This window comes from Aurantivibrio infirmus, assembly GCF_054767315.1.
In genome coordinates this window covers 62,921-82,414 of sequence record NZ_BAAFSK010000003.1, presented here as the reverse complement: position 1 = coordinate 82,414, position 19,494 = coordinate 62,921, and the positions used below count along the sequence as shown (strand labels likewise).

Sequence of the window (19,494 nt, the reverse complement as noted above, 5' to 3'; positions counted from 1 at the left end):
TGACGTTTAACGCAAGAGGAATGAACTAGATGGGCGAAAAGATATTGATCAATAGAACACTTAGGCGAATGCTGTTTTCAGGTTTTTGCCTAGGCATGTTGCTAAAGGGCGCTCCCGTTGTTGCGCAAGAAAACCCGGTGATCGACGAGATTATCGTTAAAGGTTATGTCAGAGACTACCGCACCGATGCCGCGGAAACGGCGATAGGTCTTGGTCTGCGTTTAAAGGAGACTCCGGCGGCAATTAGCGTAATTACTCAAGACTTACTCCAAGATCAGCAGGTTAATAATGTTGATGACGCGCTTCGAAATGTTTCCGGTGTTACTAAATTTAAAACAGGTAACGGCGGTGAAGAAAAGTTTTCTATCCGCGGGTTTGATGCATCGCAATCCATTTATAAAGATGGCGCGAGAATAAATAATGCCTTGAACGCATCGAACATTCCTTCAACCGAAACTGCGAACTTACAACGTATAGACGTTTTAAAAGGCCCGTCTGCATTATTGTACGGGCAGGGCGAACCCGGCGGCATAATTAATTACATAACCAAAAAGCCGCAAGTAGAAAGCTATTCAGGTGTAGAGGTCATTGCCGGCAGTGAAGATTTTTATAAAGTAGAATTTGATTCGACCGGTGCGCTAAACAGTGCTGATACTATTGCTTATAGACTGGTTGGAGCGTATGAGGATAGCGAAGGTTATCGTGATGAAATTTTACGAGACCGTTTGATGTTAAATCCAAGCCTCGCGTGGATTCCTAGTAATAATATTAAAGTGACTCTAGGTTATGAGTATCTTGATGATAAATATACACAAGATCGAGGCCAGGTTCTCGACGGCAATAATGTCGATGGGTATCGCTACAGCGGGCGTTTGTCAGAAGATCAATTTTTTGGTATTCCAAACTACAACCGAAAAACGACAGCAGAGTCAAAACGGGTTTATTTATTAAGTGAATGGTCCGTAACAGATTTTTGGCAATTAGAATTAAATTATGGCAAGACTGAAAACGATAAAACCAATGTGGATTCCTCTCCGCGTTACATTGCAGGGGATTTAACTGTGGTCGGGCCAATTGGGTCAGCCGTAGAAAATCTAGTGTCGATACAAGCAAGACAAACAATCGGTGGTGGCGATTCAGAGCAAATCTCGTTGAAGAGTATTTTTGATTTTACCGGGCCATGGAACACTGAGCATAAGCTATTGCTTTCCTTAAGCTCTGAAGAATTATCTACTGAGGCAGAAAATTTTCGCGGTGACAGAAATGTATTTTATAACGTCGTAACCCGGGAATATTTTACCGATCCTATGCTCGCGCCGGGCGTTATTCAGGCGACACCAAATGTCACTTTTAATTTGAATAACAGAGGCGTTTCTAGAAGTGGTGGTATCAAAGAACAAGGAATTAATTTGGTTGATCATATTCGCTTTAATGAGCACTTCAGTGTTTTGCTAGGAGCGCGGCAGGCTGGTAGTGACAATCAAGGCAACGGCTATGAAGAAGATAATTTGAGTATTCGTGCTGGTGTGGTTTATGAGTTTAATCAGGACCTATCCACCTATCTTAGTTACTCAGAAGGTTATACCTCCGCGGCAAATTTATTAGATGTTAATGGTGGATCTGTTGATCCCGAAATTTCAGAATCTTGGGAGTTAGGGCTTAAGTGGTCTTTAGCAAATGACAACCTCCTAGTGACCGCAACTTTGTATTCAGTTGATTTGATCGATGTCCCGTTCGTTGTAAATCCTGGCAGTACCGACCCCCGGTTTGACAATATTGGCGGAATTCGAAGTCAAGGATTTGAAGTCGAGGCGGTGGGGTATATTAACGAAAACTGGCGTATCCAAGCGGGTTACGCCTATATCGATAATGAAATTTCTAAGGGTGGTATAGCCGAATTTAATAATATTTTTACTAAAGGGAATCGTCTGCCAGGTATAGCGGAAAATAATTTTAATCTTTTTACGTTTTATGAACTCCCTTTAGGCGATGGTGAGTTTGGTCTAGGTGGTGGTGTTTTCTATCAAGGAGATGTCTACATCAGTACTGAAAATCGAAGCGAATACGATGCGTGGACGCAAGTAGATCTTGCTGCGTACTATAAACAGGATGCATGGAAGGCTCAGATAAACATTCGCAACATATTTGACAAAGATTATCGTTTGGCACAGGCAATCACTACAACAGATTCATTTGCCGCTGTACGTGTGGGAACGTCTAGTCCATTGGGTATTACCGCATCGGTGGCCTATGAGTTTTGACAGCACGAATTTTAATTGCTTGTATTGTAGTTGTAAGAATTTGTAAGCGAAACGATGAATAGCGTTCCGGTAAACGACAAAAAAATTGACAGTGAAAAATCATCTAAGACGTCGACCCTAAGTCGGCGTTTTTTTGTTTTTCACGCATGGTTGGGTTTTAAACTTAGCATAGTCATGTTTGTTATTTGCGTTAGCGGTTCGATCGCGACAATTAGCCATGAAATTGATTGGTTGATAAATCCAATGTTGCGAGTAGAGGCGACCAACAAGCCCGTTCAGTGGAATGCGATGCAAAGGAATTTTGCAAAAACTTATCCCCAAGCGAAATTGTCTTTTGTGCAAGCGCCTTTATATGCGAATTTCGCGTCAATTGGTTTAATGTATACGAGCGACAACAAATTGCGTCGAGTTTTTTTTGACCCATATACCGGCGAAGTGATAGGCGATATAAGCTGGCAAGCTAGCGTTCAACGAGTTACGCGTGATTTACATCGGTTTTTGTTGTTTCCAAATAATAAGGCACTTTATTTCGTTACTTTTTTTGGTTTTGTGTTAACAATCTCTGCCATTAGTGGCCTATTAATCTATAAAAAGTGGTGGAAGGGATTTTTTAAACTTCGCATCGGTCGGGGGCGTCGAGTGTTTTATGGAGATCTGCATCGTCTTCTCGGTGTGTGGTCAGTATGGTTTTTACTAGCTATTGGTATTACTGGGGTTTGGTATTTTGTCGAGCGGGCGATGAGCGATGTTGGCGTCAGTGTTTATTCTCGTATCCCTACTGTAGAAAATCCGGATGCAAAAAATAATGTTATTTCACTTGCAGACGCATTGGTAACCGTTAGGAATATTTTCCCTGATCTAAAAATAGATATTATCTCCATGGCGGATAGTTCGGGGAATACCGTGCAGCCTTACATTATTTCCGGACAGCGTGATGCCATCTTGGTACGAGCGCGCTCTAATCAAATCGTGGTAAACCCATTTGATGGCGGAGCAATGAGCGTCAGCCGCACAGAAGATGCGAATATCTTAACCCGCTGGAGTGATACCGCAGATCCTCTTCATTTTGGAAACTTTGCTGGTTTGTGGGTGAAGTTGCTCTGGTTCGTTCTTGGTATTTTCATCGCCGGGATGACACTCACAGGGTCTTGGATGTGGTTGCGTCGCAGCCAACTGCCGGAGAACCATGTTCATGTGGCGACCCCGATGGGGTGGTGGAAACCTTTTTCAATTGGGTTGTTGGCACTGGGTTTGTGCCTTGGTGCTTACGCTATATCAATATCGATTTAATACTGTGGGATGCTTTTTTAAATCGTTTAATGATCCTCTATTTCACCGATAAAGCCCTCCGAATACCGATGTCTAGCGGAGTTTTTGCTGCCATAATACTCCATTCGAATTAATTTAATTTAACTCTTAAAAATCAAAAGGATAACATTATTTATTAATGTAAATTAAAGGTTTTCTGGTCGCGATAATTAATTTTCTAGCTTATCGAAACGGGTAAAATAACCAATCAAATTTTCAGCTTTTTCAGATTGCTGAATTCTCTATAGGCGCTATCTTTATTATTACCGCAGAAAACTGCTGTTGTTGTTATAAAAATTGACCGTGCAGACCGTTTATTCGCCCTCTAAGAAAGTTGATTGCGATAAATGTCACAAACTGGTGATCTGATCACAGTGGAATATGCAATGTTAGTCGATAATATGTACAGACATATAAACAAGTAAGGCGATGATTCTATTCTTACGCGGCTGATGGAGTCGTGAATCAACGCTGGAGACTAACCTGATTATGCAACGCTCTGAAGCTGAAAGTTCTGAAGCCATCCTCTTCGTGGATCGTAATCGCGTTAGTCGGGAAATGCTCTATTCTGAATTCGAAGCCATTTTAGATGGTTTTGTTCCTCTCTCTGACATGTCGAATGAGCACGTACAAGGCGTTTACGTGCGAGTGAATGCGCAGTTGTGTGTTACCGCTGCCGTTTTTTTTCGGATCAATTTTGATGATGATGGCTATGCCGATAAGCGCTGGAACGTTCCTCTCCAGCAATTAGCAGATAATGCGGCAAAAGGCCCAGATCTCGGTGCCGGTGCTATTCGATTGGCTTGTCGTAGCCAGTGTTCTATCGCTTGGCATCACCAGAACTTGTGGGATCCGGATATGACTCCCGGGGCCAATAATTTTGTCATCATAAAGAAAACCATCAAAGCAAATCGTTTAGGTTTGACCTATCAAGAAATAGAGGCACCTGTCCAAGGACCTGAAGCTGTAAATTATACGCGGGTATTAAAAGACGCCGATCAAGCAAGAGATATTGAATCGAAAGTTTCCCGAAGGCTGAAAGAAAAATATAAACAAGAATTTCGTGATCATATGGCGCGCTTGTTAAAAGAGCAGCGGTTGCGAATTCTTACGCTTAATTCAAAAAGAAAACAACAACTTCAACAGTTGCAGTTAGAACACCAGCAACGTGTTCAAGATCATCGCATCGAACTTGAAGCTAAAGGTAAAGAAATTTCTCAACAAGTTTTACGTAATAAAGAACTCAAGGATACGATTGATCAGCAAGCAGTAAAAATTGAAGGCTTGCGTGAGTATTTTGAACATAAGGTAAAAGCCTTGCAGGCAGATGAAGGTTCTCAGTTGCAAGAATTGCAGTTGATGAAAAATGAGTTTGAAGCCGAACTGTCTGCGAAAGTTCAATCAGCGGTAATGGAAGTTAAAGAACAACTGCAAATGCGCGAAGTAGAATTGATGTATCGACGTGAACAAGAGTCGAGTCTTGAACAAGAAATAACTCGTTTGCGCGCAGAGAATCAAAATTTGTTAGGAAATAGTAGTGAACAGTTGTTGGAAAGACTCGAAAATGCTGGGATGAATTTTATCGCTTATCATCCAGGCGCAGGTCATTTAACCATACCCCTTATGGATATGAGTGAGTATCTGGATAATCCCTTGGCTTATGCGGCGGCGCAGTGTGGTGTAACGTTACAGCACTATAAAGAATGGTTGCAGCATTATCACACGCCTATCTGCAAAGCATTAACCGAGCACGGTGAGCCTTGTGGAGAAGTGGTTGAGCGAACTTCAGCGCCGGGGCAATTCCATAATGGTGAATCAGATCGTTGTAATGATCACAAAACCACAGCGACGCAAACTTTTGCTGCGGTGAGAATGTAGTTTCTGGTTAAGCGCATTCGCAATTTACGTTTCTTTAACGTGAACTCGTTAATCCCATCCTTGTTCTAACTCTTAAAGTCTATTTTTATTTCCGACTTCAATTACTCTCGGCAAGGTCATTAATTCGATTGCAATTAAAATTATTTTCCCTTGTTGTTGGTTAACGCGGTGCCATCAACTTAAGCCTTAAACTTAATGTAAATTCTCAAAATAAATTTCTTAAAAAAGCCCTCTCTATTACCGTAAAAAATTTTCCGATAAAAAAATTATAAATGGATCTAAGGCCAAAGCCGTAGATTATTCATCATTAAATTTTCAATTAAAATTTTCACTTCGTTTTTATTGAGACTGCTTCATACTGCTTTAGTATTAGTATGTTTTAGTTCTCTCTTTCCCCTTCGTTTTGGCATCATTTCTGCAAGTACCCTAGTAGTTTCCTTGGGATTGGATCGTTTCAGCGAATAATCCGATAAAAGGAAGGATCTAGCCAATGAAGGCTAACCATTTTGGTCGAATAGCTGACATTTTTGGTCACTCAACACATCAACACTTAAGACTTTGAATAGAACAGGACGCTAGGGTGACTCAAGATAAACAAACAGAGGTTGTAGCCATGAAATCCACGGCACTCAAGAAAAGCTTCGATATGGCTCGAGAGGAAGCAGAGCCTGCGAAGACACTGGAGGGCGATTCAGCACAGGAACATTTATCCCCTGAGCTTCGCTTAGCGAAATCTTTAGTTCCCTTGAAGTCGCTTACTGAAAGTCATTTGCAAGAGCTAGTCAAAAACAGCTCTATTGAAGTGGTATTTAGGGGGCAAACCCTCTTTGAAGCGGGCAGCTACGATCGCGACTATATCTATCTGCTTCACGGTGATATCGAACTTCTCGACAATGAAAGTAAGGTCACCTTGGTCCGTGGCGCCAGCAGCGTGACTCCTATCGCCCATTCACAGCCACGCCCTTGCCGAGCGATGGCGAAATCTGATTGCAGTATTTTGCGTGTTGATGCGGAATATTTGGACAAAATGCTTACCTGGAGTCAGGTTTCAGAATACATGTTATTGGACATCTCCTATCAGCGTGATTTAGACGAAGATGCAGAGTGGATAATGACGGTGTTGAAGTCGAACCTGTTCTACAAGGTACCACCGACTAATGCGAGCTATATATTTGACCGTATGAAATCAATGACGGTTGAAGCGGGCATGGCTGTATTACGTCAAGGTGAAATAGGCGATAACTGTTACTTTATTAAGCAGGGCGAGGCTGAAGTCTCGCAGTCCGCAGACGGTAAATCATTACCCGTTAAAATTGCTGAAATTGGCCCTGGACGCTGCTTCGGCGAAGATGCACTAGTAAATGAGACGTCTCGAAACGCGACGGTGACGATGAAAACCGATGGTGTATTAATGTACATCTCAAAACGTGATTTCCAGAAGCTGCTTAAAGAGCCCAAAGCAGAAGTTGCCGACGACGCTGAAATTAAAGAGATGCTTGCAAAGGATGTTATTTGTATTGACGTAAGGACCGAGGCTGAATACGAATCTGGCCATCTTGAGCAAGCGATAAACATACCCTTAAACCTGCTACGAATTAAGACTCGCTTACTGGACGCTAATACGCCGTACATACTGTACTGCGATACTGGACGCCGTAGTCAGGCTGCTTCCCACTTACTGAATAAAGCAGGTTTCAAGGTTACATCAGTCAAGGCAGGCTTACGTGGCTTGCGCAAAGGAGACGGCTTCAAACTGGAGACCGGCCAGCAAGGTTTTGTATTAAGAGACGGTGGAGTCATTCGTGGAAAATAAATTTGATGTAGCCATTGAACATTTTCATAAATGCCTGCTCTAAAGGGTTACTAAATATTGAAAGTGCTCATCAGGCGATCAGGCAGTGAGTACGCTTGAAGATTATGAGCGAGTTTTACGATTATTAGTCGGATATTTTAGTTAGCTTAACGGTTATACCCCCAAAAGAAACTTTAGCGCCTATTCCAAGGCGCTTTTTTTTGCCTGTTGTTTTTTGATTCATGCTTAATCTTTAGTGATTCCATCAAACCTTGTTAAAGCATTAAACGGGTGGAGGTGATTGCATTAACCTTTGCAGAAGAATCTCGTTATAATAGCCAGCCTTTCGAACCCTCAAGAGCGCTTTTGTCCATGTCACAGTTTTCCACCATCGGAATTATTGGTCGTTTAGATAGTGAAAAAGCGGTTTATAGTTTAAAGCGTTTAATTGCCTACTTAGATGCCCAAAGTGTTGACGCGATTTTGGAAGAGGGCACCGCCAGTGTACTGCCCGAAACTAAACTTAAAACTGCGACCAAAGAAGAGCTGGGTAAGCGTTGCGATCTCGTTGTTGTAGTTGGTGGTGATGGCAGTGTTTTGTGGGCAGCCGGTGTGCTTGCTCGTTATAACGTTCCTCTCCTTGGCGTGAACCAAGGCCGCTTAGGGTTTTTAACAGATATTACTCCCGATGAAATTGAATCTCTCGTTGGTGAAGTGATTTCAGGTAAATATGTTGAAGAAACTCGATTCATGCTCGGCATGAAATTGATTCGCGATGGAAAAGAAATTGGTAGCGGTGAAGCACTAAATGATGTCGTTGTACATCCCGGCCAATTTATTCGCATGATAGAAACCGAACTCTATATCGATGAACAATATGTTTATACACAACGGTCCGACGGCATTATTGTGTCAACCCCGACGGGCTCGACAGCTTATGGCCTCAGTGCCGGTGGGCCGCTCGTTCACCCGCGCATGAATGCAATTGTCGTCGTACCGATGAATCCTCATACATTAAGCAGCCGCACTATTGTTATCGACGGCAGTAGTGAAATTAAAATAATTATTGGCGAGCATAATACCGCATTACCTCATGTAACCTGCGACGGGCACAATCATGTGGTCACTGAAGTCGGTGATGAGATTCATATCCACAAACATCCTTGGCATTTAAATTTAATTCATCCTGTTAATCATGATTTTTATGAAACTTGCCGATCCAAGTTGGGCTGGCAAACTCAAATCGTGAAGTAAAGGTGAAAACTTTTGATTAGCTTTAAAGATGATTTTGGTCAGCATTGGTTTTTGGTAAAAAGCTTCCCACTCTCGGTAGATCTTTCCGAACTCGCCACCTTTCTTCGTCAAAAAAAACTCCAATACCGTATTACTGAAGAGCAGGGCGAACAAAGAATATGGGTGGTAGATGAAAAATCCATTCCGGCATTGGCTGAGTTTATCGAGGCCTGGCTTCGGGGAAGTGTTCAAATCGAAATAGAAAAAGAACATTCTGGTAAAGCGTTTGTAGACGCGCTTAACTTTAGTCAGTTGGCATTAAACCTGGTGCCGATTTCTTGTATGTTGATACTGCTGAGTATCGTCGGGTATTGCATAGTTGAATTCGAATCGCAGTTGCAGCTTGCGGGTTGGCTAACCTACATAGAGACGAACTGGCAATATGGCGGCCAAGTACCTATTGATATCATAGATTTGTCGCAACCTTGGCGAATTTTTACGCCGATGTTTTTGCACTTTGGTGTTACCCATTTAATTTTTAACTGTCTTTTTGTTTGGATTTTCGGGACGCGAATTGAACGTTTGCTAGGCTTTCCCCAATTCTTGGGTTTCGTATTTTTAATTGGAGGTCTATCAAATATCGCTCAGTTTCAATTTTCAGATAACGCATTTTTTGGTGGTATGTCTGGTGTGAATTATGGGCTTGTTGGGTTTGTTTGGATAAGACAAATGATCGCACCGCATCCCTTACTCGAAATACCTAAATCAATTATTTATTTTTCGCTCATAATGTTACTGCTGGGCATCAGCGGATTCGTCGATCGCTTTATTGATGGCGGTATAGCCAACACCGCGCACGTAACGGGTTTGATTTTAGGTGTCAGTTGGGGTTTTTTATCAGGTCATATGCAGTCGCGCAAAGCTAATTAGCGCCACTTAATATAGCAGCAACGTAAGCCCGCTCAGCAAATCAACAAGCGTTTATAAAATGATTCAAGAAATTAATGATTAACCAAGTTAACAATTAAAGAATATATAGTGAAAGCCATGAATTTTTCTCAACTTATCGACTCAATTAACCCTGAAGTTTACGAGAACTTAAAAACCGCAATAGAGCTAGGAAAGTGGCCCGATGGGCGACGCTTAAGTAAAGATCAGCAGGCATTGTGTTTAGAGGCTATTATTTCTTACGAAAGTAAACATCTGCCGCCAGAACAGCGGACCGGATATATTACGCCCAAAAAACACCAGGCATGCGATAGTGCAGATACAAGTGCCGATGCTCAAAACCCTGATCAAGAACAAGCGATCAAGTGGCAAGATTCTTAGTATTAATTGTGTACCATTGAGGAATATTGTGTGAAAGATGCAGCTCCCGTCACTATTCAATTAAAAGACTATACCCCGCCGACGTATTTAATTCAGCAAACCAAGCTTAGAATTGAACTTGAAGAAGACGAAACACTGGTTTCTTCTGAGCTAAGTTTTATTAGAAATCCTGACGCCTCTATGACGCAAAAAACATTGGTGTTGGACGGCCATGGATTAAATTTGCTATCCCTTTCTTTAAATGAAATAGAATTGAGTGAATCTAGCCAGCCCGCTGATGATTCGCTGAGTTATGAAATTGTTGAAGATGGCTTAAAAATCCATAACCCACCCAGTGAATTCGTTTTAAAGGCAAAAGTTTCTATTCATCCCGAGAGCAATAAATCTTTAGAGGGTTTATATAAATCCAAAACGATGTTTTGCACTCAGTGTGAAGCAGAAGGTTTTCGAAAAATCACTTATTATTTAGATCGCCCCGATGTAATGAGTGAGTTCACCACAACAATAGTCGCGAACAAAAGTCTCTACCCAATACTACTCTCGAACGGAAACCCTATCGATAAGGGTGATGAGGCAAATGGAAAGCATTGGCAAACCTGGCATGACCCCCACAAGAAACCTTGTTATTTATTTGCTATGGTCGCCGGTAACCTGCAAGTAATTGAAGATAGTTTTGTCACCCAGTCAAACCGCAAAGTGAGTATTCAAGTATTTGTTGAAGAAAAAGATCTCGACAAATGTGATCACGCAATAGCGTCTTTGAAGAATGCGATGCGTTGGGATGAGGAGACTTACGGAAGAGAGTACGATCTCGATATTTTCATGATTGTCGCCGTAGACGATTTCAATATGGGCGCGATGGAAAATAAAGGCTTAAACATTTTCAACACATCCTGTGTGTTAGCTAGCCCAGAAATAACCACGGATGCCGGCTTTCAACGTGTTGAGAGTGTTGTCGCTCATGAGTATTTTCATAATTGGTCTGGCAATCGAGTTACCTGTAGAGATTGGTTTCAATTAAGCCTTAAAGAAGGCTTTACAGTTTTTCGTGATGAAGAGTTTTCCGCAGATATGGGCTCGCGCACAGTTACTCGTGTTCAAGACGTCACGCAATTAAGAACTTTACAATTTGCCGAAGATGCAGGGCCAATGGCCCATCCAGTACAACCACCTAGTTATATTGAAATATCCAATTTCTACACCCTGACAATTTATGAAAAAGGTGCGGAAGTTGTTCGTATGATCCACAATTTATTGGGCGCGGAAGATTTTCGTAAAGGCAGTGATATTTATTTTTCTCGTTATGATGGCCAAGCCGTAACGATTGATGAATTTACCTCCGCTATGGAAGCGGCATCAGGGAAGGATTTAACGCAGTTTAAGCGTTGGTATACACAAGCGGGAACGCCTAAGTTAACAATTAGTGACGAATACAATAAAGATAAGCAAGAATACCGATTAACGATAAAGCAATCTTGTCCGCCGACACCAGAATCTAAAACAAAACTCCCTTTTCATATGCCGCTAGCGATGGGTTTGATTGGCGAGCGGGGTGAGTTAACGTTTAGTTTTGTTTCAGATGAAAGCGGCGAAGAAAAAAGTACGGAAGTAACGAAGCACTGCGTTCTTGATATTAAAGAAGAACAGCAAACGTTTATTCTGAATAATGTATCTGAGCGCCCGGTACCGTCGTTACTAAGAAATTTTTCAGCACCCGTACGCTTAGAGTTTGATTACTCTCGCGAAGATTTAAAACGTTTAATCAGTTTTGATAGCGATGGTTTTTGTCGTTGGGATGCGGCTCAACAGTTGGCTATTCAGATCATGAAGGATTTGATGTCGAGTTTTTCCGGTCTCGAAAGTGACGCTATTGCGAGTCGTAAGGTAATCGGTAGCGAGATAGATAGTTCGCTAGCAGATGCATATTCAATTGTTGTCGAGGAGAAAGACCTCGATCCGGCGATGCTGGCACTAATGCTCCAATTGCCAAGTGAAGCCTATCTTAGTGAGATCTCCACCTTAGTAGATGTTGATGGAATTCATCAGGCGCGAGAAGCTCTGCGCTTATCCATCGCCAGTAATTTGCGGGAACAGTTATTGGCAACTTATCAGAATATGCAGTGTGCAGATACCTATGAAGCCAGCGCACTACAAATTGCACAGCGCAGTTTAAAAAATGTTTCGATGGCTTATCTTAGCTTGGTTGATGGTGAGTTGGGCTTGGATCGTTGTTATCAGCAATATAATGCGGCTGATAACATGACAGATCGCCTGGCGGCTCTAACCTGTATTGTCAATTCTACCGTCGAAGGCAGCGACGATTTATCGGCACAATGTCTCGATCATTTTTATCAAAAGTATCAAAACGAAGCTTTGGCGGTAGATTTATGGTTTTCGGTTCAGGCCGCAAGTATCAAAAGTAATACTTTAGAAAACGTCAAAAAGCTCCTCGAACATCCTGGATTTTCTATTACGAACCCCAATAAAGTACGTTCGCTCGTGGGTGTTTTCTGTAATCAAAACTTAGTGAACTTTCACAATGCAAATGGTGAAGGTTATCGTTTCTTATCGTTGATGATAGAAAAGCTGAATGCTTTCAATCCGCAGGTTGCTTCTCGCTTAGTAACGCCATTGACTCGATGGCGTAAGTACGACAGTCAGCGCCAAGCGTTAATGACAGCAGAGCTTAAAAAATTGGCTGGTCTAAAAGATTTATCCAAAGATGTTTTCGAAATAGTTACTAAGAGCTTAAACGATTAAAGAAAAAATGAGCTCACGATTTCCCCCTTGAGTATTGAAAGCGATATGCTCAAGGGAAGCCGACGCTGAGAGTGTTAGACATTTCCGATCTATCCCCGCCCTAATCATTTATTTCAACGCTTGTATTTCCCAGAAATGTCCTACACTTAATTAGTAGGAAGTTTTCGAGTGCATCGCTGATATGATTTTAATGACCAAGACCACAGGCAAGATTCATGGGCTATCAGCCTGGGCGGAAAAGCTCGGCAAAGAAGAGTTACCCATTCTGGCTGGCGTCGTTAAAGAACTAAATGAACTCACGGGAAATGAAGACGCCGATGTCAATCAGCTAGCGGAGGTAATTCTGAAAGATGCCAGTTTAACCTCCCAAGTGCTGCGGATCGCGAACAGCGTTCACTATAACCATTCAAGTTTTCCAATTAATACCGTGAGTCGAGCGATCGTCTTGATCGGATTTACCGGTGTTCGAGCGATTTGTATTTCCCTAATGGTTGTTGATTCGCTTTTAGATAACGAACCTAGGCAGCGTTTGTTGGAAAGCATGGCGAAGGCATTCCACGCTGCTGTACAAGCGAAAAACTTAATAGCGAGAATTGATGATGATCGCAAAGAAGAAGTCTTTATAGCTGCTTTGTTGTACCACATTGGTGATATGTGTTTTTGGGCGTGTGGTGGTGAGGCGGCGGAAGAGTTGGATGAGCATTTAAAGAAAGGAAATATTACCGTTTCCGATGGCGCGAAAGCCATTATAGGCACCTCGCTAAAAGCGATTACTCGCGAGCTAGCCAACACATGGAATCTCGGAGAAACCTTAGTCGATGTTCTTGATCCACCACCAAATAAAAAACTAGGTCCTGAAGCGATTGCCGTCCTAATTGGCGAAGAGCTTAGTCGTAACGCAATGAATGGATGGGATTCTGATTCGATAGGACAAACGATTTTCAAAGTATCTCGATTTACCGGAATGGATCAGAATCAAGCAAAAAACTTTGTTATTGAAAATGCAGATAATGCAGCGGTCGTTGCGTTAACATTTGGCGCGTCTCGCGCCTGTCATTTAATTCCCACGAGCAATTCCCCAGAAAAAGAAACGAGTCCGAAAAAACCTATTCTCACTGCGGATCCTTTGGTGCAGCTTAATATCCTTCGAGAGATGTCGAATGCCGCCACTGATAATTTGGACGTCAACACCGTTTTTCAAATGGCGTTGGAGGGTTTGCATCGCGGAGTGGGGCTAGAAAGAGTAGTAGTTGCTTTTATTCGCGGGGAAAATATCTTTGCGCGGTATGTGCTAGGTGATGGAACCGAAGAGTGGCGAGATAAATTTTCGTTTACGGCTAGTCAGAACGAAGAAAATATATTTACCCACGCAGTAAAAATTGGTGAAGCCTTGTGGGTTGATCAAAATGTTAGGGATAAATTAAAGCATTTGTTCTCCGTAGAGCATATAGCGCTACTGGGAAAACGAGATTTTTTTATCTCGGTAATTACTTTGAATGACAGACCGATTGCGTATTTCTACGCAGATCGATCTGATTTTGGAGGTAAGCTCGATAAAGTACAGTTTCAGAGTTTCGAACATTTTGTTACCCAGACACAAACGAGTCTGGCGTTATTAGCCAAGCATTAGTCTTCGTCATCCGAGCTGAACAAAAATAAAACCTACAGCCTAAAGTAGCTGTAAAATCGTGAATGTCTGATTAGTTGAAAAAACTGAAATTCTACGATTCCAAAAAAGTCTTATACATAAGTTACTTTCCCGCGGTACATGATTTTCTTTTTCTTTTTTGGTTCTATTTCGCTCGCCGCTGTGCTGGATGTAGATGTTTCTTCTTGTAAGATTTTTTGGCCGCGATAGGTCTTTTGCGAGCCTGCGGAAGAAGTAGTAGAAATTTGAGGCTCTAAACTAACCCCCAATGTTCGGAAAAAGCCTAGTGAATCATCTGACAGTTTCATTTTAAAATCGGCGATCCGTTTCGCAACGCTGGGACTGTCTAACTTGGTAGCGAATTCTAGTAACTGCACAACTTGGTCGACATCATGTCGAACTGAAAATCGTTTGTTTTCCTCTAGCTCAACAGTCAAAGCTATTTGCCTTAACTTGTTAAGTGCGTCTTCGCTCAATTTGAGTTGGTTTACTTTCATTGCAGTGATCCTTCATCGTCTAATGATAATCTAACCAGTGGGCTTCGTTATGTCACCCGGGCTTGAGTATAGACTGAGTCTTTATAATTGTGATCACAAAATGTATTAAGTTATGTTGTCAACTGACTGAAATAGTTTTTTTAAGGACGACAGGGCGCGGAGATACAATTTTGCACTAGGAGTGTGCGAAATGTTTTTGCTTTATGGAAGTGGGAAGAAAAATAGAGGGTATAAAATTATTTGAGCTTATAACTTTAAAATATCATTTTAAATAATGCTTTAAAACGGGGCGCTCAGTTTGCACCAAAATCTAACATGTTTACGCGCTTTTGAAATTCTCTATGAAGTAGCTCGTTAACCATGTGCTTATAAATATATTAACCAAAACTAATTTGTTCGAGTGACATCAACTTTTAATTTTAAGCGCTGGCCGGGTTGTAAATATTTTTTCACGTTGATTGAGTTCCATTGCACGATATCTGCGACACTAAGATTGAATTTATCTGCGATACGAGCAAGTGAGTCGCCACGACGTACTTGGTAGGCGATGGTACGAATAAATTTGTTGCCTTGTCGTTGTTGTGCGCTGAGCTCAACAGGCTTACTTGTCCAAACAACTAACTCTTGGCCCAGTTTTAAAATGTCGCGAGGAGCTAAACCATTCCATCGAGTTAGCTGATTGACGCTGACATTATATTTTCGAGATATTTTCCAGAAGCTATCGCCATTAGTGACGACGTGAACGATTTTTTTCGATCCTTGTTTTCCTGAGGATTGATTTTGTTTTCTCGCTACCCGTTGTTCAGCACTGAATACATAATGATCTGCGGATTGCGTGGCTTTAGGAATTAGTAATTGTTGTCCGACACGAATTAAATTATTACGTAAACCGTTCACGCTTTTAATCGTATCGACAGACGTATTGAAACGTTTTGATATGCGATTTAAAGAATCTCCAGATACAACTTTATAATTGTCCCAGGCCACACGTTGATCCTGTGGATACTGGGCGAGATTGCTAGTAAAGACATCAGCCTTCTCTACTGGGATCAATAACGAATGCGGTCCGTCGGGGTCGGTCGCCCAGCGACTAAAACCTGGATTGAAAAGATAAAAATCGTCAATTGAAATATCGGCAAGCTCAGCGGCTTTGGCCAAATCAATTTGTGAATCAACATCCACGACAACATAAGTAGCTTGGTTTGGAATCGGCGTAAGTGTCGTTTTATATTTTTCTGGATTGGCAACTAAATGGGTAAGTGCGAGCAACTGCGGAACGTAAGCTTGAGTTTCTCTTGGTAAACGTAGCGACCAAAAATCTGTTGGTTTTCCTGCGCGTTTATTGCGTCTAATTGCACGGCGAACATTTCCGGCGCCGGAATTATATGCCGCTAATGCGAGTAGCCAATCGCCATCAAAACTTTTTTGCAAATCATCAAGATACTCAATGGCCGCATTGGTTGCGGCTTCAATATCGCGGCGACCGTCATACCAATAATTCTGTTTAAGACCGTATTGCTTGCCAGTGGCCGGCATAAATTGCCACATACCGGAAGCGGTCGCGTGCGAGTAGGCAAAGGGATCAAATGCACTTTCCACGATGGGCAATAATGCTAGTTCTAATGGCATGCCACGGGAATCTAGTTTTTCGACAATGCCATACATATATCGGCTCGCGCGCTCGGAGACTCGATTCATGTAGCTGGGATTGCTGGAGTACCAATTACGGTAATTTTCGATTCGAGGGTGGTCGATTTGTGAAATCTGAAAACCCTCTCGAATTCGCTTCCAGATATCACCGACTTCTGGTTTTTCAGCAGCGGGTTCTTCGATTTCAAGGGGAAGGTCATAATTCGGCGCAGGCCATTCAACATCCGCTATTACGACATTCGCATTATCTGAGTTTTGTTCAGTATTTTCTGAAACATCTTCAGTCAGTGAAGTATGAATACTTGAGCATCCTATTAAAGACACAGCAGTCAAGAGAAAGAGAGTTGTCGATTTGATCATGCTTACTTTAGTCTCGAAAAAGTGTATTAAACGACCGTTCTTCATTGAACAATAGTTGATTTAGCCGCCATTTGGCGTTTATTTACACAAAAACCGACGGATTCTAGGTGCCGCGATCCACCGGGTCAACTTGTGACGTAGTAGGGCAGCTCGGTCTTGCTAAATTTCATTTGCTATCGCATCTGTGCCAGGGACAAAGCTATTAATTTAGCGCTAGATACCACGATCTATCGCCTAATGATGTAAAGCTCTGCCAATTTAGCGCAGTGGGTTCTATTAAATCGACCGAAGAAATCTCATCCTGGCAAATTGTTGACGTAATGCAGTAGAACCCCGTCCTAAGCCCTTGATTTAAGGCAAACTTCGGGCCAGTCGTTGGATTAATTACGGCCTCTCGATTAACGCGTTTATTTACTGATGAACGATGCTTATTGTTATTTAAAAATTGTCCTTCCAGCTCCGAATCACTGCCAGTACTTGGCTTTCTTCGTCTATCGCTGTGCCAGCGCGCTTTTCAGCGGCTAATCTGACACTGCTGACATGGGATCGCATAAAAGGATTGGTGATTTTTTCTAGGCCAATGGTGGTGGGCACAGTTGGTTGCCCTTGTTCGCGAGTGAGTTTGGCGCTGGCGATTCTTTTTATTAGCGTTTCATTGACTGGTTCAACTGCGGCGGCAAAAGCAAGATTGGCCAAGGTATATTCATGGGCGCAATAAACTTGAGTTTCATCGGGTAAGTTGCCGAGTTTTCTTAGTGAGTGATACATCTGCTCTGGTGTCCCTTCAAACAGTCGGCCACATCCACCGGCGAAAAGCGTATCACCACAAAAAAGAATTGGCTCGGCTCCTTCGCCGGACCGAAAATAAGCAATGTGGTCTAGGGTGTGCCCTGGTAAGGATAAAACCTCAAACGCTATGCCCTCATCGATAGTGATCGAATCGCCGTCGTTTAAGGGCTCAGTGACTTGCGGCACGCTACCGCCAGCAGGCCCATAAACCGGTATGTTCGGAAAGTTTTTTAACAAGCTATCGATACCGCCAGTGTGATCGGGATGGTGATGGGTAATGAGTATTCCGGCGAGTTTCAATTCTCGTTCATCTAAGGCCTTGAGAATGACCTCAGCATCGCCGGGGTCGACAACCCAGGCCTGCTTGCTTCCGCCGCCATTCTCATTGTCAGAATGGAACAACCAAAGGTAGTTGTCATTAAAGGCGGGTACTGGAAAAACTTGAATTGGTTTTAAATTGTTCAAAACTACTCCTCAAAGGAAAATAATGCGTTTGGCAAAGGCTGTGCGAAGCATGATAATGGAGCCTTTATTTTTCGGCTAGTTCCCTTGGCTTGGATGCCGGTTCAATACTAAGGCTGTAAAACAAATTAATTAAGGTTTCTTTAAGTGGTTGCGAAGCGATTTCGAAAACTCCGGGCATTTTACCAACGGCATTTTGGTGTTAAACCCTTGTCGGAATCTGAAACTGCGCTCGAGCAATGGTTGAGTGGGGCATTAGGAACGGCATTGTTGGCGGAAGAGCATCCCCAAATCGATAATGCCCTCCGCGATCTTTATGGCTTCCATTTAATGCAGTTATCAATCGGCGCGAAAAGCGATTTAACAAGCGCCAGTACCATCAACCATCGTTTTGCGTTATCTCCACATGTTGGCTCCGTTGGGAATGAGCAAAGTGGAAATGGCAATTCCTTAGTACGGGCTTTTGCCGATATCGAAAAAATACCGTTAGAGTCCGAATCGATTGACGTCGCTTTACTTCATCATGTTCTTGAATTCACAGAAAATCCCCATCAATTATTAAGAGAAACCGCGCGAGTTATTATTCCTCGGGGTTACGTTGTAATCGTCGGTTTCAATCCCTACGGGTGGTTTGGTCTTTTCAAACACGTCGCATTATTGGCGACAAGAAAAATCCAATGGCGAAGACATTCGTTACGTTTAGGAAGACTTGTTGACTGGCTGCGTTTGTTAGATTTCGAACCAGTTTCCGTCACTCACGGATATTATCGCTGGCCAATTGACCATCAAGGCTTTGTGTCAAAAACCAGTTGGTTTGAAGACTTTTTTAAAAAGATAAAATTTCCGGTCGGTGGTTTTTACCTTGTTCTCGCCAGAAAAGATGTGGTGGCAATGACGCCGATTAAACCCTCATGGAAAAAGATTCAAAGTATGGAAGGTTTAGTTGGCGCGCGGCCAAGTTCACGGGTATCTGATCCAGTACCAAGTCGCCGAACAATTCATTAGTTATTACTATCTAAAAATCTGAAACATTATAAATACAAGCTTAGGGAACGCTATGTCAGCTTCACAGCCATCTAAAACGATTGAATTATTTACCGATGGCGCCTGCCGCGGTAATCCCGGTCCGGGAGGATGGGGAGCATTGTTGCGTTATGAAGGCAAAGAAAAAGGTTTGCACGGTGGTGAGGAAAATACCACAAATAATCGCATGGAGTTGATGGCGGCGATTAAGGGACTAGAAGCGATAAAAGAATCGTGCAATGTGCAATTAACAACAGATTCACAATATGTGAAAAACGGTATTAATGAATGGCTGAAAAACTGGAAGAAGAATGGTTGGCGTACCGCGAACAAAAAGCCAGTAAAAAATAGTGATTTGTGGCAAGCGTTAGAGCAGCAAACCAATCGGCATCACGTGGAGTGGCATTGGGTGCGTGGGCATACCGGCCATCGTGAAAATGAATTAGCAGACCAGCTAGCCAATCGCGGAATCGATGAATTAAAAAATCAATAAGCGCTTGTATA

At 42.5% G+C, this 19,494-nt stretch carries 14 protein-coding genes; 11 read left to right on the top strand and 3 right to left on the bottom strand.

Going from position 1 to position 19,494, the window contains the following annotated elements; all coding sequences use genetic code 11:
• Nucleotides 1-29: 29 nt before the first annotated feature.
• From ACYUCY_RS07195 to ACYUCY_RS07155, 9 genes are all read left to right on the top strand, one after another.
• Nucleotides 30-2,261 (top strand): TonB-dependent siderophore receptor, encoded by a 2,232-nt coding sequence (locus ACYUCY_RS07195; RefSeq protein WP_460225791.1) that lies wholly within the window; start codon nucleotides 30-32, stop codon nucleotides 2,259-2,261.
• 54 nt (nucleotides 2,262-2,315) lie between these two features.
• The gene (locus tag ACYUCY_RS07190) at nucleotides 2,316-3,551 is read left to right on the top strand and encodes a PepSY-associated TM helix domain-containing protein (protein WP_460225790.1); all 1,236 of its coding nucleotides are present in this window, start codon (nucleotides 2,316-2,318) and stop codon (nucleotides 3,549-3,551) included.
• A gap of 507 nt (nucleotides 3,552-4,058) precedes the next feature.
• Entirely contained in the window at nucleotides 4,059-5,447 is a 1,389-nt protein-coding gene (locus ACYUCY_RS07185; RefSeq protein WP_460225789.1) for a hypothetical protein, read from the top strand.
• A gap of 580 nt (nucleotides 5,448-6,027) precedes the next feature.
• A complete protein-coding gene (locus ACYUCY_RS07180; RefSeq protein ID WP_460225788.1) occupies nucleotides 6,028-7,260 on the top strand; it encodes a cyclic nucleotide-binding domain-containing protein in 1,233 nt (410 codons plus the stop codon).
• Between the two features lie 351 nt (nucleotides 7,261-7,611).
• Nucleotides 7,612-8,493: an NAD(+) kinase gene (locus ACYUCY_RS07175; RefSeq protein WP_460225787.1), complete on the top strand. Its 882-nt coding sequence runs from the start codon at nucleotides 7,612-7,614 to the stop codon at nucleotides 8,491-8,493.
• Between the two features lie 12 nt (nucleotides 8,494-8,505).
• Nucleotides 8,506-9,402, top strand: coding sequence for a rhomboid family intramembrane serine protease (locus ACYUCY_RS07170; RefSeq protein WP_460225786.1), 897 nt, complete (start codon nucleotides 8,506-8,508; stop codon nucleotides 9,400-9,402).
• Nucleotides 9,403-9,519: 117 nt separating this feature from the next.
• Nucleotides 9,520-9,801, top strand: a complete 282-nt coding sequence (locus ACYUCY_RS07165) for a YeaC family protein (protein WP_460225785.1) — start codon at nucleotides 9,520-9,522, stop codon at nucleotides 9,799-9,801.
• Between the two features lie 30 nt (nucleotides 9,802-9,831).
• The gene (gene pepN / locus ACYUCY_RS07160) at nucleotides 9,832-12,561 is read left to right on the top strand and encodes an aminopeptidase N (protein ID WP_460225784.1); all 2,730 of its coding nucleotides are present in this window, start codon (nucleotides 9,832-9,834) and stop codon (nucleotides 12,559-12,561) included.
• Between the two features lie 190 nt (nucleotides 12,562-12,751).
• The gene (locus ACYUCY_RS07155) at nucleotides 12,752-14,191 is read left to right on the top strand and encodes an HDOD domain-containing protein (protein WP_460225783.1); all 1,440 of its coding nucleotides are present in this window, start codon (nucleotides 12,752-12,754) and stop codon (nucleotides 14,189-14,191) included.
• Between the two features lie 110 nt (nucleotides 14,192-14,301).
• Here the strand turns inward: ACYUCY_RS07155 and ACYUCY_RS07150 are convergent, their stop codons facing one another.
• From ACYUCY_RS07150 to gloB, 3 genes are all read right to left on the bottom strand, one after another.
• On the bottom strand, nucleotides 14,302-14,706 hold the full coding sequence (locus ACYUCY_RS07150) for a hypothetical protein (protein ID WP_460225782.1): 405 nt from the start codon (nucleotides 14,704-14,706) through the stop codon (nucleotides 14,302-14,304).
• A 387-nt stretch (nucleotides 14,707-15,093) separates the two neighbouring features.
• Nucleotides 15,094-16,716 carry a LysM peptidoglycan-binding domain-containing protein gene (locus ACYUCY_RS07145; RefSeq protein WP_460225781.1) on the bottom strand — a complete coding sequence of 541 codons (1,623 nt, stop codon included), beginning with the start codon at nucleotides 16,714-16,716 and terminating at the stop codon, nucleotides 15,094-15,096.
• A 438-nt stretch (nucleotides 16,717-17,154) separates the two neighbouring features.
• Complete coding sequence (gene gloB, locus ACYUCY_RS07140) at nucleotides 17,155-17,970, bottom strand: hydroxyacylglutathione hydrolase (RefSeq protein ID WP_460225780.1); 816 nt, start codon at nucleotides 17,968-17,970, stop codon at nucleotides 17,155-17,157.
• Nucleotides 17,971-18,177: 207 nt separating this feature from the next.
• Between gloB and ACYUCY_RS07135 the strand changes: the two genes are divergently transcribed.
• Together ACYUCY_RS07135 and rnhA are read left to right on the top strand one after the other, a co-directional pair.
• Nucleotides 18,178-18,972: a class I SAM-dependent methyltransferase gene (locus tag ACYUCY_RS07135; RefSeq protein WP_460225779.1), complete on the top strand. Its 795-nt coding sequence runs from the start codon at nucleotides 18,178-18,180 to the stop codon at nucleotides 18,970-18,972.
• Between the two features lie 52 nt (nucleotides 18,973-19,024).
• Complete coding sequence (gene rnhA / locus ACYUCY_RS07130; protein WP_460225778.1) at nucleotides 19,025-19,483, top strand: ribonuclease HI; 459 nt, start codon at nucleotides 19,025-19,027, stop codon at nucleotides 19,481-19,483.
• Nucleotides 19,484-19,494: the final 11 nt, after the last annotated feature.